Annotated in this window: 17 protein-coding genes; 16 read left to right on the top strand and 1 reads right to left on the bottom strand. The window is 60.1% G+C overall.

Translation table 11 applies throughout. From position 1 onward, the window contains the following. Nucleotides 1-48: 48 nt before the first annotated feature. The 4 genes from ACLBKR_RS20570 to ACLBKR_RS20555 are packed head-to-tail and all read left to right on the top strand — an operon-like array spanning nucleotide 49 to nucleotide 3,483. On the top strand, nucleotides 49-882 hold the full coding sequence (locus ACLBKR_RS20570; RefSeq protein WP_414901997.1) for a class I SAM-dependent methyltransferase: 834 nt from the start codon (nucleotides 49-51) through the stop codon (nucleotides 880-882). Then, nucleotides 875-2,071 (top strand): MFS transporter, encoded by a 1,197-nt coding sequence (locus tag ACLBKR_RS20565; RefSeq protein WP_113339799.1) that lies wholly within the window; start codon nucleotides 875-877, stop codon nucleotides 2,069-2,071. Before ACLBKR_RS20570 ends, ACLBKR_RS20565 begins: the two co-directional genes overlap by 8 nt. Beyond that, nucleotides 2,055-2,990, top strand: a complete 936-nt coding sequence (locus ACLBKR_RS20560) for an aspartate carbamoyltransferase (RefSeq protein ID WP_113448028.1) — start codon at nucleotides 2,055-2,057, stop codon at nucleotides 2,988-2,990. Before ACLBKR_RS20565 ends, ACLBKR_RS20560 begins: the two co-directional genes overlap by 17 nt. 31 nt (nucleotides 2,991-3,021) lie before the next feature. After that, nucleotides 3,022-3,483, top strand: a complete 462-nt coding sequence (locus ACLBKR_RS20555; protein ID WP_113448027.1) for a hypothetical protein — start codon at nucleotides 3,022-3,024, stop codon at nucleotides 3,481-3,483. Between the two features lie 161 nt (nucleotides 3,484-3,644). Here the strand turns inward: ACLBKR_RS20555 and ACLBKR_RS20550 are convergent, their stop codons facing one another. Beyond that, entirely contained in the window at nucleotides 3,645-4,544 is a 900-nt protein-coding gene (locus ACLBKR_RS20550) for a LysR family transcriptional regulator (RefSeq protein WP_112827002.1), read from the bottom strand. A gap of 114 nt (nucleotides 4,545-4,658) precedes the next feature. On the opposite strand from ACLBKR_RS20550, the gene ACLBKR_RS20545 reads away from it, so the two are divergent. From ACLBKR_RS20545 to ACLBKR_RS20490, 12 genes are all read left to right on the top strand, one after another. Continuing rightward, nucleotides 4,659-5,741, top strand: a complete 1,083-nt coding sequence (locus ACLBKR_RS20545) for a 4-oxalomesaconate tautomerase (RefSeq protein ID WP_113448026.1) — start codon at nucleotides 4,659-4,661, stop codon at nucleotides 5,739-5,741. A gap of 45 nt (nucleotides 5,742-5,786) precedes the next feature. Beyond that, the gene (locus ACLBKR_RS20540; protein ID WP_414901993.1) at nucleotides 5,787-6,788 is read left to right on the top strand and encodes an ABC transporter substrate-binding protein; all 1,002 of its coding nucleotides are present in this window, start codon (nucleotides 5,787-5,789) and stop codon (nucleotides 6,786-6,788) included. A 12-nt stretch (nucleotides 6,789-6,800) separates the two neighbouring features. Next, nucleotides 6,801-7,631 (top strand): ABC transporter ATP-binding protein, encoded by an 831-nt coding sequence (locus ACLBKR_RS20535; protein WP_112826999.1) that lies wholly within the window; start codon nucleotides 6,801-6,803, stop codon nucleotides 7,629-7,631. After that, nucleotides 7,615-8,388, top strand: coding sequence for an ABC transporter permease (locus ACLBKR_RS20530; protein ID WP_112826998.1), 774 nt, complete (start codon nucleotides 7,615-7,617; stop codon nucleotides 8,386-8,388). Before ACLBKR_RS20535 ends, ACLBKR_RS20530 begins: the two co-directional genes overlap by 17 nt. Before the next feature lie 494 nt (nucleotides 8,389-8,882). Further along, nucleotides 8,883-9,725 carry a transporter substrate-binding domain-containing protein gene (locus ACLBKR_RS20525; RefSeq protein ID WP_112826997.1) on the top strand — a complete coding sequence of 281 codons (843 nt, stop codon included), beginning with the start codon at nucleotides 8,883-8,885 and terminating at the stop codon, nucleotides 9,723-9,725. A gap of 73 nt (nucleotides 9,726-9,798) precedes the next feature. Next, on the top strand, nucleotides 9,799-10,461 hold the full coding sequence (locus ACLBKR_RS20520) for an amino acid ABC transporter permease (RefSeq protein ID WP_112826996.1): 663 nt from the start codon (nucleotides 9,799-9,801) through the stop codon (nucleotides 10,459-10,461). A gap of 7 nt (nucleotides 10,462-10,468) precedes the next feature. After that, a complete protein-coding gene (locus ACLBKR_RS20515) occupies nucleotides 10,469-11,131 on the top strand; it encodes an amino acid ABC transporter permease (RefSeq protein WP_414902067.1) in 663 nt (220 codons plus the stop codon). Between the two features lie 11 nt (nucleotides 11,132-11,142). Further along, nucleotides 11,143-11,913: an amino acid ABC transporter ATP-binding protein gene (locus ACLBKR_RS20510; RefSeq protein WP_112826995.1), complete on the top strand. Its 771-nt coding sequence runs from the start codon at nucleotides 11,143-11,145 to the stop codon at nucleotides 11,911-11,913. Nucleotides 11,914-11,931: 18 nt separating this feature from the next. Continuing rightward, on the top strand, nucleotides 11,932-12,321 hold the full coding sequence (locus tag ACLBKR_RS20505; RefSeq protein WP_112826994.1) for a RidA family protein: 390 nt from the start codon (nucleotides 11,932-11,934) through the stop codon (nucleotides 12,319-12,321). Between the two features lie 19 nt (nucleotides 12,322-12,340). Beyond that, nucleotides 12,341-13,147 carry an IclR family transcriptional regulator gene (locus ACLBKR_RS20500; RefSeq protein WP_113339926.1) on the top strand — a complete coding sequence of 269 codons (807 nt, stop codon included), beginning with the start codon at nucleotides 12,341-12,343 and terminating at the stop codon, nucleotides 13,145-13,147. Between the two features lie 205 nt (nucleotides 13,148-13,352). Then, entirely contained in the window at nucleotides 13,353-16,127 is a 2,775-nt protein-coding gene (locus ACLBKR_RS20495) for an ATP-binding protein (protein WP_414901988.1), read from the top strand. Between the two features lie 213 nt (nucleotides 16,128-16,340). After that, nucleotides 16,341-16,688, top strand: a complete 348-nt coding sequence (locus ACLBKR_RS20490) for a hypothetical protein (RefSeq protein WP_162757787.1) — start codon at nucleotides 16,341-16,343, stop codon at nucleotides 16,686-16,688. Nucleotides 16,689-16,746: the final 58 nt, after the last annotated feature.

The following is a 16,746-nucleotide window of genomic DNA, read 5'->3' as shown; positions in this document are numbered from 1 at the left end:
AAACAAACCTGAACAGGTGAAATCTTTCGGGAACATTCGGTGGTTGCAATGGTTGGACTCATCTTCGGATGGAGGACAAAACCGATGCACAACCGACAATATACTGATCTGGCGAAAACCGCCTGGAATGAAGTAGCCCCGATTCATTGGAGGCAATCGCACGCGCTTCCCAAAGAGATGGAAGACCCGTCGAAATTGTTTTTGACGCCGATCCACCAGGAAGAGCTTCGCCGAATCGGCGTCGAGGGAGCAGCCGTCGCGCAATTCAACTGCAATAACGGGCGCGAACTGGTTTCAATAGCCCGTCTAGGCGCTGCAAAGACCGTCGGCTTCGATATATCGGAAGAGTTCATCAGCCAAGCGGCTGTCTTCGCCAGGGCTGCCGGCGTTCAAAGCGAGTTCGTCGTCTCGGACATTTATGAGATCCCGGCTGACTACGACGGACAATTCGACGTCGTCGTCGTCACCGCCGGGGCACTGTGCTTCATGCCTGATTTGCAACAGTATTTCAGCGTTGCAAAGAGACTGCTGAAGCCAGGGGGCTATCTCAGCATCTACGAGTCTCATCCCATTACGGAAATGTTCCTCAAGGATCGGAACCGGGGAAGCGCGCCGCTCGAAATCGTTCGTTCCTACTTCGATGACAAACCGCTGCGACACACCAGCGGCCTCGATTACGTCGGTGGAACGACCTACGACGCGCAGGAGATCTACTATTTTCACTACAAGCTCGACGATGTCATCATGGCGGCACTGGGCCTCGGCTTTCGCCTCGACCTTTTCCGTGAAACCGGCGAGGACATTTCTCAAGCCTTCCGCAGCCTGGAAAACAGTGAGTTGAAGCCTCCGCTCAGCTACCTTCTGGCTCTCCGCAATGACTGAGGCAGCGTCCGAACGGGCAATTCCCGCACTGATAGGAGCAGTCGCGGCGTATTCAGTCGCCCTTGGCGCCGTCTATGCCGCATTGGCAATCGCCCTTAAAGAGGGCGGCCACACATCCTCGGCTATCGCTGTGAGCGCGGCCATGACGCCACTTGGGCTCTTGACCTCGGCAGCCATTCTCTCTCGCGCCAGCCGTGGATCGATCTTCAATTGGCTGTTCGCAGGGATCGTCGGAACGGCCGTTACGATGCTGCTTCACAGCATTTTCACGTTCTATCCAGCCTGGCTGGTCCTGCGCTTCCTGCTCGGTTTTACAGCCAACATTCTCTTCTTGTTCGGCGAAAGTGCATTGATGATGGTCCTGGGCGACCGCAACAGGGGTAAAATACTCGGCGCCTATAACGGGCTCGTCACACTCGGATACGCCACCGGACCCTTTCTCGTTGCGGCCCTTTCGGGCGTTGGCCCGATGGGAGCGGTCGCCATCTGCAGTATGATCGTATTATGTGCGGTCATCCCTGTTACGTGGGCAAAAACCGAACTGAGTTTCCCGTTACCGGCCCGAGAAAAAACCACCGGCTTTCTGCCGCTGTTTGCGGTGGCACCCGCTCTCTTCATTGCATCGTCGGCGACAGCGATCTTTGACAATGGCTTTCTTGCCCTGTTTCCGGCCTATGGCATTGACTCCGGGTTATCGAGCCAGCACGCCCTTTTCTTGCTGGGGGTCGCCCTCGTGGGAGCGACCGTTCTGCAATGGCCGATAGGCGCTCTGTGCGATCGAATAGGTGCCGAACGGGTTCTTCGCCTGGCGGCCGCGACAACCGTCGCAACCATGCTTGCCCTTCCCTTAGGCATTCGCTTACCCGCCCTCGCTCCGGTTCTTCTCTTCCTCGCCGGAGGAGGCGCCTTCGGCGCCTATTCGGCTGTTCTGGTTCTGGTCAGCCAGCGTTTCGATGGACATTCGCTTATCCGGGCAAAGGCGCTTCTTTCGATGATGTGGGGCATCGGCAGCTTTATAGGAGTGCCCGTCATTGGCGCGTCCATGGATTTCATCGATCTTCACGCCTTCGGGCCGGCAGTCGTCTGGCCGTTCATAGTGGCAATCACCCTTCTCCTTGTTCGAAACCGCGGAACGTTCCCGAGACCGGAGCGTCAGCCGATGGAGGAACGACATGCTCACCAGAAATAAGCCCTATCACCTTCTGTCTGCCCACGATCTGAGCAGGGAGGATCTCTCAGATATTGGCGAGAGGAGCAGGTATTATCGGGAACGTGTAAGGACACGGGCGATCCCACAGATGTTGGTCGGTCGAATCGTTGCCACGCTCTTTTTCCAGCCAAGCACGCGCACGCGTCTGAGCTTTGAAGCCGCGACACAAAGACTGGGCGGGACATGCGTGGGCTTCTCCGATCCGAACGTGACGAAGGCTGGTGGAGAGTGGCGCGAGAGCATGGCTGACACGGCGCGTGTTCTGAATGGTTATGCCGACGCTGTGGTCATCCGTCACAACGAGGTCGGTGCTGTGGACCTCCACGCTCAAGAAAGCGCCATACCCGTCATAAATGGTGGTGACGGCCGGGGAATCCGCGCTGAACACCCGACGCAGGCGCTTATCGATCTCCTTAGTATGGAAGATGATTTTGGCGCTATCGATGGACTTAAAATCCTGATCGTTGGCCATGTTAATCAACGATGCGTACACTCTCTCCTTATTTTCCTGACGAAATTTCTGGATGTAAGTGTCTTTCTTCTTACCGACGACGACGAACATCTTTCCGATGCGGAAGAACGGGAACTGCGTTCCCATGGCCTTACTTTTCAATATGTCGCAGCGTTAGAAGACGCTATCCGACGCGTGGATGTGATCTACGTTATAGGGACGAAGAGCCCATGCGAGGTCGCTGGCAAGCTGGTCCTGCGACCCGAGATCCTGCAACGGTCAGCTCCCCATGTTCGGATTTATCATCCCCTACCTCGCGGCATTGAGCTGCCGACCGAGGTCGACGCCTCTCGCAAAGCCGCTTATTTCCGCCAGGTCGCAAATGGCGTGCCCGTTCGGATGGCGATCTTGGAGCGCCTGTTAAACGGATCACACCAGGGGCTCTAAACCTTCTTCAGCGAAAAGAGGAGGACAAGAAATGAGCTACAGAATTGCGATTGAGATTACGCGTCAAGCCGGCGCTCTGCCGGAGGATCTCATTGTCCGGAGCTACCGATACAGCCAATACGGAGCTGTCGCGTTCATTCTGAACGGCGTGACGCCAACGGAAATAAACGTGATTCTCGATCCCATCGTGCCGACATTGCCTTTAGGCATACCGGGCGTGAGATACATAGACATCAAGGCACGAGCGGTTGTTTGCGAGATCGTCCTCGCATCCGGGGCGGTGATTGCAATATCGCCAACCTTCGGGGAAATGGTGGCTCAAGCTCTTCCCCTCCTGAACCAGGACGGTCCAAGACTGATCCAGAGGTCTGCATATCTGGAACGAGCACCTCGACACTCCATCCGCGCAACTTCGGCGGCAAGACCGTGGTATGCGCGGGAGAGGCGAGAATGGACCTCCGGCAGTCGCCTTCAAGGGGCTGCTCGACCCTGATTTACGCATCGAAAGCGACGTCCACCACCGGCATCGCCTTTCCCGTGGCCATCTTCCTTAAATAAAAACAGGGCGAGACGTGAGGCGGAGCTTGAGGTCAATGACGACCGCGAGTGGCCTGTGAAGCGTTCGACCTGACGCTGTCGGCTCCCTCATGCGTCTCAATCGCCTCCCCATACATCTATCAGCATCTTGAGAAACCGCTCTGCCGCCGGGGACAAGGTGCCGCCGCGGCGGCGAACCACGCCGATGGTGCGCGATATCTCCGGATTGCGGATGGGGCGGGTGACCAGAAACGGATGATCTTCCCGCGGGGTTGCCATTTGGGGAAGCACCGAAATGCCGAGGCCTGCCTCGACCAGTCCGAGGGAGGTGGACAGATGGGTTACCTCGTAGAACCAGCGCAGCTTGATATTCGATTTCGCCAGGGCCGCGTCGAGCAGGGTTCTGTTGCCGCTCGATCGATGAACGGTAATCAGATGGTAGGGCTCAAGCTCCGCCCATCCGACCGTAGACTTGGCGGCGAGCGGGTGATCCCTGCGTGCAGCCAGCACAAACGGATCTTCCACGAGCCGATCGAACACCAGATCCGGGTCCGATGTGCCCATGATATTGATGCCGAACTCCACCTCCCCTCGCGCCACCGCTTGAAGACCGTCGGTCGCCGGCAAGTCGAGGATACGAAAGCGGATGTTCGGATACTCCGCATTGAACTGGCGGATAACGGTCGGCAGGAAATAGAACGCCGCGGTGGGCAGGCATGCGATCGTCACCAGTCCGCCTCGATTGGGTCCGACGTCACGGACCGCAAAAAGCGAACCGTCGAACTCCTCCAGCATGCGCCTGACGAGCGGCACGAGCTCGGTACCGAGAGCTGTCGCGGACACATGCCTGGTTGTCCGTTCCAGGAGCGGCGCCCCTATGACCTGCTCGAGTTTCTGAATGCGGCGGCTCAGCGCCGGCTGTGACAGATGCAGAGCGTCGGCCGCGCGATGAAAGCTCTCCAGTTCCACGACGCTGAGGAAGGCTCGAAGATCGAGTATCTCGCAATTAATGCTCATCTTGCATCAATCCTCCGATTCTTAGCATTTCACAAATAAACGCTTCTTCCGATAATTGGATCAAACGGCGCCAATTGATACGGCGATGACATAATTTCAACGGAAGCACAAGCGATGAACGACCTGCTCGCGATCCCTTGCGTACTGATGAGAGGCGGCACCTCGAAGGGACCGTTCTTCCTCGCACGCGATCTTCCCGCCGATACTCGTGAGCGCGACAGGATCCTGCTCTCGGTAATGGGTTCGGGCCATCCGCTGCAGATCGACGGCATTGGCGGCGGCAACCCCGTCACGAGCAAGGTGGCCATTGTCGGGCCGCCGAGTATTCCCGGCGCCGATGTCGACTATCTCTTTGCGCAGGTGCGCGTCGATCAACAGATCGTCGATACTTCCCCGAACTGCGGCAACATGCTGGCTGCGGTTGGCCCCTTTGCCATCGAAGCCGGGCTTGTCCCCGCACGCAGGGGAACGACGCTCGTTCGGATCTACAACGTCAACACCGGCAAGCTGATCGACGCCGAAGTTCCCACTCCGGACGGCGTCGTCTCCTATCTCGGCGATGCTGCAATTGACGGCGTTCCAGGCCGTGCAGCACCGATCGCATTGACATTCATGGATGCCGCGGGAGCGCGGACAGGCCAGCTTTTTCCGACCGGCAAGCCGGTGGACGTGATCGATGGCGTGGCTGTCACCTGCATCGACTGTGCGATGCCGATGATGCTGATCGAGGCTGCCGCGATCGGCGCAAGTGGCTTCGAGACAGCGGCCGAACTCAATGCCGACAGGCAATTGCTGGAACGGCTCGAAACGCTGCGCATCGCGGCCGGCGAGCGGATGGGCCTCGGCGACGTGCGCAATCAGGTGACCCCGAAGCCCGTCCTCATATCGAGGCCGAACTCAGGCGGTGACATCAATGTGCGCTATTTCATGCCGCATCAATGCCATCCCTCGCTTGCGACGACCGGCGCCGTCGGGATCGCGACCGCCTGCATCACCGACGGCACGGTTGCTTCCCTTCTTGTCGGCGCCCGCAAACCGCCATTGGTGCTTTCCATCGAGCACCCCAGCGGCCAACTGAATGTCAAGCTTCATGAAAGAGACGGCAAGATCGTTGCCGGGATACTGCGGACAGCCAGGCGGCTGTTCGACGGACAAGTCTTCGCAAAACCTGTCACGCAACTGGGTTGTGCGGCATAATAACCGTGGTTGCCGGGAGGGCACCACCAACAGGAGGAGAATATCATGCGTAAATTCATGCTCGCCCTCGCGGCAACAGTCGCTTTTGCCGGTTCCGCCTTCGCGGACCCCGTCCGCATCAGTGTCGGCTCTTACAACCTGAACAATCTGCCTTTCCCGGTCGCCCAGGGTCTCGGCCTTTATGAGAAGGAAGGCCTGGACGTGACCGTCGAGAACTTCGCATCGGGTGGCTCGAAGACGCTTCAGGCGCTTGTGGCCGGCTCGACGGATATTGCAGTCGGCTTCTATGACCACACGATCCAGATGCAGTCGCAGAACAAGGCCGTCGTCGCCTTCGTGCAGCTCGCCCGCAACTCCGGGCTCGTGCTGGCCGGCGGCAAGGGCAGCGCATTCGATCCGGCCAAGCCGCAGACGATCAAGGGCGCAAAGATCGGCATCACCTCGCCGGGCTCGTCTTCCGACTTCTTCGTCCGCTACTATCTTCAGCGCAACGGCCTGTCGGCAAACGACGTCTCCCTGATCGGCGTCGGCTCCGGCTCGGCGGCGGTCGCCGCACTCGAACAGGGCAAGGTCGACCTCCTGGTCAACTACGACCCTGCGGCAACCTTCATCGAGGCCAAGGGCGTCGGCAAGATCCTGATCGACGGACGCAGCGACGAAGGCGCCAAAGCGATCTACGGCGGCATCTATCCGACCTCCGTTCTCTACGCGACACAGAGCTACATCGACGACAATCCCGAGACTGTCCAGAAGGTCACGAATGCGACCGTCAAGGCGCTCGAATGGATGAACAGCCACTCCGCCGAAGAGATCGTCGACAAGCTGCCGAAGGAGTTCATCTCCGGGGATCGCGATACCTACATCAAGGCGGTCGAGAACGCGAAGGCGATCTTTTCCAAGGACGGGCGTATCGACGAGGAAGACATCAAGACGCCGCTCGCCGTCCTGAAGAGTTTCAACGAAAAAGTCGCGACGGCTGAAATCGACCTGACGAAGACCTACACGAACGCGTTCGTCGACAAGGTCGGCACCGTCGTCGCCAACTGACAGGAGGAGGTCATGGCATTGGCTGTAGTGAAGACAAAACCCCCGGCGGACAGTCCGCGTCAGGCGAAGTCGATGGTTTCCATCGACAGCGTCACCATGTCCTTCGGCGCCTATGTGGCGGTGCAGGACGTGAATCTGAGCGTCGCCGACGGCGAGTTTCTCGCCATCGTCGGACCCACCGGCTGCGGCAAGAGCACTATTCTGAACGCGATCGCCGGCCTTCTGAAACCGTCGAGCGGCACAGTCTCGATCGACGGCCAGCCGGTGCGCGGTGTCCAGAACGACATCGGCTATCTGTTCCAGCAGGATGCGCTGCTTCCGTGGAAGACGGCGCTGGAGAATGTGGAGCTCGGCCCCATGTTCAAAGGTGTGGGCGCCGCGGAGCGACGCGAGCAGTCGATGACGTGGCTCGCGAAAGTCGGACTGAAAGGGTTCGAGCACCGTTACCCGCATCAGCTCTCCGGCGGTCAGCGCAAGCGGGTGCAGATGGCGCAGGCGCTGATTACCGGCCCCAAGGTCATCCTGATGGACGAGCCCTTCTCGGCGCTCGATATCCATACCCGACACCTGATGCAGAATGAGCTGTTGCGGCTCTGGCAGGAGGAACGGCGCGCCGTGGTGATGATTACGCACGACCTCGAAGAGGCAATTGCCCTTGGGGATCGGGTTGTGGTGCTTGCCGCCGGACCGCGCTCGCGCGTGATCGACAGTTTCCCCGTCGATCTCGAACGTCCGCGCGATGTCGCGGAAATCAAGCTCGATCCACGCTTCCTGGATCTCTATCGCAACATCTGGTCATCGCTGCGCGGCGAAGTGGAGAAAAGCTATGAACGCCATGACTGAACGTCTCATCCAGGTCGTGCTGCTGGTCGCCATTGTCGGCGGCTGGCAGCTCGGCGTCACGGCCGGCATCATCGACGTCTTCTTTTTCCCGGCTCCGGTCGACATCTTCAATCAAGTGGTATCCTGGATCATGGACGCCGGCTTCTACAGCCATGTGGCGATTACCCTGACGGAAACCGTGCTCGGCTATCTGGTCGGAACGGCCCTTGGCGTGGCGGCGGGCGTCTGGCTCGGCCTCAGCCGTTCGGCGGCGCGCATTCTGGACCCTTTCATCAAGGGCTTGAACGCAATCCCCCGCGTCGTGCTTGCGCCGATCTTCGTCCTCTGGCTCGGCCTCGGCCTCTGGTCCAAGGTGGCGCTCGCCGTGACGCTGGTGTTCTTCGTCACCTTCTTCAACGCCATGCAGGGTGTGCGTGAAGTGAACCCGGTGGTGCTGTCGAATGCCCGCATTCTGGGAGCCAGGCGGTCGGACCTGCTCCGCCACGTCTACTTCCCCGCGGCGGCAAGCTGGATTCTCTCGTCGCTGCGCACCTCGGTCGGTTTTGCCGTCGTCGGAGCGATTATCGGGGAATATCTCGGCTCCTCCGCCGGGCTTGGCTATCTGATCGCTCAGGCGGAAGGCAATTTCGATGCGGTCGGCGTCTTCGCGGGCATCCTGATCCTCGCGATCTTCGTGCTGATTATCGACAGCATCCTGGACATCGCCGAAAAGCATCTCATCAAGTGGCGCCCAAGCGCTTCCGAACGGCCTGCCTGACGATCTTACCGGCAATCGGCCAGCCTGTTGACAAGCGTTCTCCCTTTCACCCAGGAAGGGAGAACGAAGCCGTTTTGCACCTCCCGCCGGAGGTGACGACCTTCCTGCCCCCTCCAACGGTCCCGCCTCCCCAGCGGCGGCCCGCGCGCACCCATCCAGGGCTTGTGCACCTCGATATCCGGTCGGACGCGTAGTCCCGGACGATCCCGCATAGGACTGAAAACGCTCGATATTGTCTTTGCGACAGGGAGATCGGCCGGTACTGCCGGCGTATCGACAATGGCAAGGTCGTCAGTCGAAAAAGAGCCCGCTCTCCTCAAGGCTCGCAACTCATCCATCGCCGAAAATTCCGCGACGCGACAGCAATATGCCGATGCGCGATCCGTGGCTATTGACAAGACCTTTCTCATAGGACTTCATATATCAATCCAGTAAAACAGACATATGTCCGCTATATTGGATTGATAGACGACTTAAATCCAAGGGGAACCGCCATGAACATTTCCTTCCGCGCCGGCGTGATGTCGCTGGTCGCCGCCACCTTCCTTTCCGCCTCGCCGGTACTCGCAGACGGCAGCAAGCTTGACGAGGTTCTTGCGCGCGGCCATCTCGTGCTCGGCACGGGCAGCACCAATGCGCCCTGGCACTTCAAAAGCGCCGACGACAAGCTTCAGGGTTTCGATGTCGACATGGGCCGCATCGTGGCCAAGGCGCTCTTCGGCGACCCGGACAAGATCGAATATGTCAACCAGTCGTCGGATGCCCGCATCCCGAACATCACCACCGACAAGGTCGACCTGACCTGCCAGTTCATGACGGTGACAGGCGAACGCGCCCAGCAGATTGCGTTCACCATCCCCTACTACCGCGAGGGTGTAGGCCTGATGCTGAAGGCTGACGGCCAATATGCCGACTACGCGGCCCTGAAGGCGGCCGGCTCGTCCGTCACCATCTCGGTGCTGCAGAACGTCTATGCCGAAGACATGGTCCATGCCGCGCTGCCCGAGGCCAAGGTCGACCAGTATGATTCCGTCGATCTGATCTATCAGGCGCTCGAATCCGGCCGGGCGGATGCCGCCGCCACCGACCAGTCGTCCCTCGCCTGGTACATGACGCAGAACCCCGGCCGCTACAAGGACGCCGGATATGGCTGGAATCCGCAGACCTATGCCTGCGGCGTCAAGCGCGGCGATCAGGATTGGCTGAACTTCGTCAACACCGCGCTGCATGAAGCCATGACCGGGGTGGAATTCGACTTCTATGCCAAGTCCTACAAGACCTGGTTCGGCAAGGATCTGGCGCCGCCGCAGATCGGCTTCCCGGTCGAATACAAGTAAACCTCGAAACTCCCTTGGGACGGAGGACACCTGTCCTTCGTCCTCTCCCATTCCGCTATGGCAGGATGACACTATGGGCTACTCGCTCAATTTTGCCGCCGTCTGGCGCAGCTTCGACCAACTGCTCGAAGGCCTCCTGCTCAGTCTCGGCCTGGCTTTTGCTTCCATTCTGATCGGCGCCGTGATCGGTCTCTTTGTCGCCTTCGCGCTGATTTCGAAAAGCGGCTGGGTCAAGGCTCCGGCAGCCACCTACGTCACGATCATCCGGAACCTGCCGATCCTCGTCCTGGTTCTCTTTGCCTATTTCGCCTTGCCGCAGCTCGGCATACGTCTTGGCAAGATCGAGAGTTTCATCGCCGTGCTCGCGATCTATTCCGGCGCCTATCTCGCGGAAGTGTTTCGCGCGGGCCTCCTGTCGATCCCGAGGGGACTGACGGAAGCGGGACTGGCGATCGGCCTGACGCCGATGCAGATCCGCACCTCGATCATCGCGCCACTGATGTTGCGCAACGTCCTGCCGTCCTTGTCTTCAACGGTGATCTCGCTGTTCAAGGATACGTCGCTTGCCGCTGCGATCGCCGTTCCGGAACTGACCTTCGAAGCGCGCAAGATCAATGTCGAAACCTTCCGCGTTATCGAAACCTGGATTGTCGCATCGGCTCTTTATGTTGCCACCTGCTCCGTGCTTGCGGCGCTGATGCGTGTCGCCGAACGGCGTCTGGCCGTACCGAGGTAATGTCATGATGGATTTTCCCGCCTTCCTCGACCAGATCTGGCTCGCGCGCTACGTCATCCTCAAGGGCCTTGGCGTCACGACGTCGATCTCTCTTTTGTCGATCGTCGCAGGTTCGTTGCTCGGCGTCATCGTCGGCCTGTCGCTCGTCTATGGCAACCGGATGCTGCGGTTCGTCATGCGGACCTATACCGATTTCATCCGCGGCACGCCGGTGCTGGTGCTGGTTCTCGCAAGCTACTACGTGCTCTCGACCGTCGGCATTGAGCTTGGGCCATTCCAGGCCGGTGTCCTGGCGCTGGCCATCTTCTGCTCGTCGCATGTCGGCGAAATCGTCCGCGGCGGCCTGCAGGCCATCCCGAAAGGCCAGACCGAGGCCGCAAAGGCAATCGGCCTGACCTTCGGACAGACATTCGCCTACGTGCTCTGGCCACAGGCGCTGCGGCAGTTTCTGCCGGCCTGGGTCAACACGGCAGCGGAAATGGTCAAGGCCTCGACGCTGCTTTCCGTCATCGGCGTCGCGGAACTGCTCTTGCGCACACAGGAGATCATCTCCCGGAACTTCATGAGCCTGCAGTTCTATTTCTTCGCCGGGTTTCTCTATTTCGTCATCAACTATGGCATCGAACGCTTCGGCAAATATGTCGAGCGCAAGACCGCCGTCCCGTCCTGAGGCTGCATGTCATGAGCAAGGTACTTCTCGAAATCAAGGATCTGCACAAGCGATACGGGACGCTCGAAGTCCTGAAAGGCGTCGATTGCACCATGCAGGAGGGCGAGGTGATCTCGATCATCGGCTCGTCCGGCTCCGGCAAGACAACCATGCTTCGCTGCATCAACATGCTGGAGGAATTCCAGGGCGGGTCTATCCGGCTGGCAGGGGAGGAAATCGGCTACGAACATTCCGGGGCGAGCCGCAAGCGCAAGAGCGAAAAGGAAATCGCCCGCCAGCGCGCCATGACCGGCATGGCCTTCCAGCAGTTCAACCTTTTTCCGCATATGACGGCGCTGCAGAACGTCATGCTCGGTCTCGTGAAGGTCAAGAAAATGGGGCGGGACGAGGCCGAGGCCATCGCCGGAAAATGGCTTGATCGCGTCGGGCTCGGCACACGCGGGGGCCACTACCCCGGCCAGCTTTCCGGTGGCCAGCAGCAGCGCGTTGCCATCGCCCGTGCGATCGCCATGGCGCCGCGGCTTATGCTGTTCGACGAAGTGACGTCGGCGCTCGACCCGGAACTCGTCGGCGAAGTGCTGCAGGTCATAAAAGACCTGGCTGCCGACGGCATGAGCATGCTGCTCGTCACCCACGAGATGCGCTTCGCCTATGAGGTCTCCGGCCGCGTGATCTTCATGAATCAGGGCGTCATCTGCGAAGAGGGCGATCCCAAGGAAATGTTCATCAGGCCGAAGACGGAACGTCTTGCCGAATTCCTCAAGACATCCAGCTTCAACTAAAAGAAAAGAGAGAATGCAATGACGATAAAGCGTTACGGTGCAGGCGAAACCGGCGCGGGCGGACAGCCCCTTCCCTTCGCACGGGCGGTCGAAGCCAATGGATGGCTGCATGTTTCAGGCCAGGTTCCGATGGACAAGGGTGAAATCGTCCGCGGCGGCATCGTTGAGGAAAGCCGCAAGGCGATCGAGAACCTCATTGCCATCCTGCATGAGGCGGGTTACGGCATCGAGGACGTGGTGCGCGTCGGCGTCTGGCTCGACGATCCGCGCGACTTCTGGAGCTTCAACGGCGTCTATGCCGAGTACTTCGGCGAAAACCCGCCGGCGCGCGCTTGCGTCCAGTCGCGGATGATGGTCGATTGCAAGGTCGAGGTGGATTGCATCGCTTATCGCGCCGATCGCGCCTGAAAACACTATGGAGAAGAGCATGACGGAAGCCGTAGGCGACACGATCTCGCGACGCACGCGGGGACTGGATCGCGCTTTCGAGATACTCGAATTCCTGCGCGTGAAGCGTCAGCCCATGCGGCCGAACGAAATCGCGTCGGAAATCGGCGCGCCGCGCTCTTCGATCTATGAACTGGTCAACCTGCTGCTCAGTCACGGGATGCTGGATTACCAGGGGGGAGACGGCCGGGTATTTCTCGGTCGCCGCCTCTATTTCCTTGGAACGGCCTATGCCGAACAGTTCGACCTGATGCGGGAATGCGACCGCATGCTGGTGCGGCTGGCGGAGGAGACACGCGAGACGGCGCAGATGTGCTTGCTGGAAGGCCGCAAATACACCGTCGCCATGATGCGGGAAGGCATTCGGCCATTCCGCATCTCCTCCAATGTCGGTGAACTCGTCTCCATCGTCTGGACGGCTTCGGGTCGTCTGCTGGTCTCCCACCTGAGCGACCAAGAGATCGTTGACCTCATCCCGCCGGAGGACTTTGTCCTGCCGAGCGGCAAACGCATGGAGCCCCGAGACTTCATCGCACAGGTGCGTCAGGCGAGCCGCGACGGCTTCTTCACCTTCAACAGCGAAGTGGAGAACTTCACCCACTGCTTTGCCGTGCCGATCTTCCAGGCGGATGGCGTCTGCATCGCGACCCTGTGCCTCGTCACCCCGCGCGAAGACGGACTGCGCAATCGCGACGCCTATCTCGAAAGCCTTTTGACCGCAGCAAACGAGGTCTCCGAAAAGCTGGGCTACAACGCCAAGACGACCAGGTTCAGTTCTGCGGGCTAGAGCGGTTTCAACACAGTAGAAACAAGAAGACGAGCACTGAAGGCGGTCTTCTCTTCGCCGGAAATGCTTCAGGCCCAGGCATAACCAAGCAACACAATTAACAATTGTCAGATTGTATTGCTTGTCGCACGAAGCTCGCTATCCTGATCCTTCGATAGGCATAGCCAGTTAAGCGGCCGATGTCGGTCCGGCGGAAGGCGGGAAGATGGTGGAAGACGAGGTCCAGTTCGGCCCGTTCGTCTTGAGTCCGGGAAAGCGTACGCTGACGCGGGATGGCGATCCCGTTCCGTTGGGAAGCCGTGCGATCGACATTCTGGCTTGCCTGACCGCCAGCGCAGGGAAGTTGCTCACAAACGCAGAGATCATTCGCCACGCCTGGCCCGACACCTTCGTGGACGAAACCAATCTGCGCGTCCATATCTCCGCGATCCGCAAGGCTCTCGGAGACACCAAACGCGAACCCAGGTATATCAACAATGTCCCCGGTCGCGGCTATACCTTCATCGCTGCGGCAACGCCGCTCGCAAACCCCGTCTCGAAAATGGAGGTCCGGAAACCGGCTCAGCCGACACCTGCGGAACGCCGTATCAACGCCAGGGTCTTCGGACGCAGCCAGGTGGTGGAGGCACTGTCCGAGCGTTTGCTCAACGTGCGGCTTCTGACCATCGTTGGGCCCGGCGGCATCGGGAAGTCCACCGTGGCGCGTGCCGTGCTGGGGCGATCGTCCACGGAAGTCGTTTGGGTGGATCTCGCCGAATTGAGCTCGGGCGAACTCATCTCGACCGAAGTGGCGTCCAAGCTCGACATTCTCTCAAGGTCCGACGACATCGACCGGGAGATAGCGGATGTGATGGAGGAGCGCGACATCTGCATCGTGCTCGACAGTTGCGAACATGTCGTCGACGAAGCGGCACTTTTCGTGGAATCCATTCTTGGGCGCACATCGTCGGCGCGGTTCCTCGCCACAAGCCGGGAACCCTTGAGGGCTTACGGGGAATGGGTACACCGTCTCAGCCCCCTGGAACTGCCTGAAACCGGAACGTCGGCATCGGAGGCTTCCCTGTCGCCTGCAGTCCAACTTTTCGTGGAGCGCGCGGCCGCGTGCAGGGGCGGTTACCGGCTCGGCGAAGACGACGTGGTACACGTTGTGGAACTCTGCCGGCAGTTGGACGGTATCGCGCTCGCCATCGAGCTGGCGGCCGCACGAATGGACACCATGTCCGTGAAAGCCCTCTCGACATCCTTGAAGGAGAGTTTCAGGGTTCTCAGCAGAGGCAGGCGAACGGCGTTGCTGCGCCATCAAACGCTGCGGGCAACGCTCGACTGGAGCTACTATGTCCTTTCCCCCGTGGAGCAGACGGCTCTCCAGCGATTGTCCGTTTTCCGTGGCTGGTTTACGGCCGATGCCGCCACGGCGGTTCTTGCCGATCCCGAAGACGTTGTCGAAACCCTGGTTGCCAAGTCGCTCGTTGTCGCTGAAGCCCTGTCGGATACCACCCGGTACCGCCTTCTGGACACGACGCGCCTCTATGCCGCCGAGAAGCTCATGGAGAGCGGAAGCCATCGCTCGATCATGCTGCGGCTCGCCGAATATCTGTCCAGCCTTTTCGAGAGGGGCGAACAGGAACTCTACCTCGCATCGATGGACGATTGGTCCGAGGATTTTTCGCAGCATGTCGCAAGCCTGAGGCTCGCCCTGGAATGGGCGTTCGAGCCCGACGGCGACGAGATGACGGGCGTCCGGCTGACTGTCGCAGCCCTGCCGCTGTTCTTCCGTCTTTCGCTTCTCGACGAGTGCTTCACCGCCGTTACCAAGGCGATTGCCTATCTCGACGCCCACCCCGATGCCGACGAGCGGCGCCGGATGAAACTCTACGCCGCTTTGGGCTGGCCGCAGATGCGGTCGACCGAGATCCCGGAGAAGGGAATCAACGCGTGGACCGAGGCCTTGCGGATCGCGGAACGTCTCGGCGATGTCGACTATCAACTCCGTGCGATATGGGCCATGTGGGTCGATGCAATAAACCGCGCGCAGCCTCAGTTGGGGCTTGAATGCTCAAATCAGTTCGCGACTGTTGCGGCGGGTTCCCGCGATCCGGCGGACCGGATCGTCGCAAGGCGCATCCTGGGCGCGACATTGCATTGGCTTGGACGACATGCGCAGTCGCGCGAAATCCTGACGCAGATGATCGCCGAGTACGACGCTCTGCCGACCAGCCAGACGACCCGGTTCCAGTTCGATCAGCGGATCACCGCCAGAATCATTCTCGCTCGGGACCATTGGGTTCTGGGCGAGAGCGAACGGGCGCTGTCGGAGGCTCAGGCCTGTGTCGAACAGGCCATCTCCATCGGACATGAATTGTCCCTGGCCAACGTGCTTGCGGAGGCCGCGTGCCCGCTTGCGCTGCTGGCCGGCAAGATCGACCTTGCCAGGGACTATATCGCGCTGCTGAAAGACCATACGAAGTCGCTGTCGCTGGATGTCTGGCACTGCTATGCGAGTTGTTTCCAGGCGGAGGTGAAGCTCTGGGAGGGAAATGCCCCCGGATGCCTGGAGGAGCTTCGGGCCAGCATGGCCATCCTCGACCGCGCCGGCTTCGTCCTGTTCAAGACCTATTTCCAATCGGTCGAAGCGAAGGCGCTGGCGGCGTTGCGCCGTTTCGATGAAGCGGTGGTGAAGATCGAAGAGGCGCTTGCGCATTGCGAGACGTCGGGAGAGCGCTGGTGCAAACCGGAATTGCTTCGGATCAAGGGCCATCTGGTTCTTGAGGGTGGCGATCCAGACGGGTCCGCGCTTGCTGACGTTTGGTTCGAGGCAGGCAGGACCGAAGCGAGAACACAGGGCGCAATCGCATGGGAAAGACGGTTCGACCCGAGCCTCCCGTGGCTGCCGCCGGCTTTTGGCGCCGATGGAGAGAGCGAGATTGTCGACTTGCCCGCCGCCGAGCCTAACGCACCCGATCGCCGGGCTCTACACTGATCGGCCTCCTTTACTTCGATTTACAACGCCTCACTGGCTCGCCCGCAGCCGCGCTCATATTCTGTCGGCAACAGAGGCATTGGCATGGCGACCCTTCCCTTCAGAGCACTGATTATATTGGACGGCGAGGATAGAGCGGGTTTCCCCGACAGGGATCTTGCTCTGGACGTCGCAAGGAGCTGCAATGCCCTCCGGCATTCGGGAGTTGAGGTCGTGTTTGCTTGCGAAGGCGGCGGCTTCCCCGCCGTCGCCGGCCACATGCGCAAGTTTTCGGAAGAGCCGGAGATCGCAAAATTCCTGGGCGATAAAGTGGCCCGGAGCGACATCGCCGACGCGCTTACCATCGAACAGATCGTCGTCGACGACTTCGACTTTGCGGTTTTCTTTCCGGCCGAGCCGACGGAACCCGGTCCCGCGAGAGCGCTGAAACTTCTGTTTCTGGAAGAGGGCAGGAAAGTCGTGCCTCCGCACGCCTCGCCGGCGCGCCAGATCGGCCGGGGCCTCCTCATCGTTCGCACCGCGACTGCCGGTCTTGACGGGCTCACCTCATTCTTCGGTTAAGAAGACGAGGCCCTTTCGCACCGATTCACAAGCATTCACTCGGCCGCAGGCAGGCATG

The sequence above is a fragment of the Paenirhizobium cremeum genome (assembly GCF_047553425.1).
Classification (GTDB): Bacteria; Pseudomonadota; Alphaproteobacteria; order Rhizobiales; family Rhizobiaceae; genus Allorhizobium; species Allorhizobium cremeum.
This window is presented reverse-complemented; position numbering and strand designations above follow the sequence as displayed.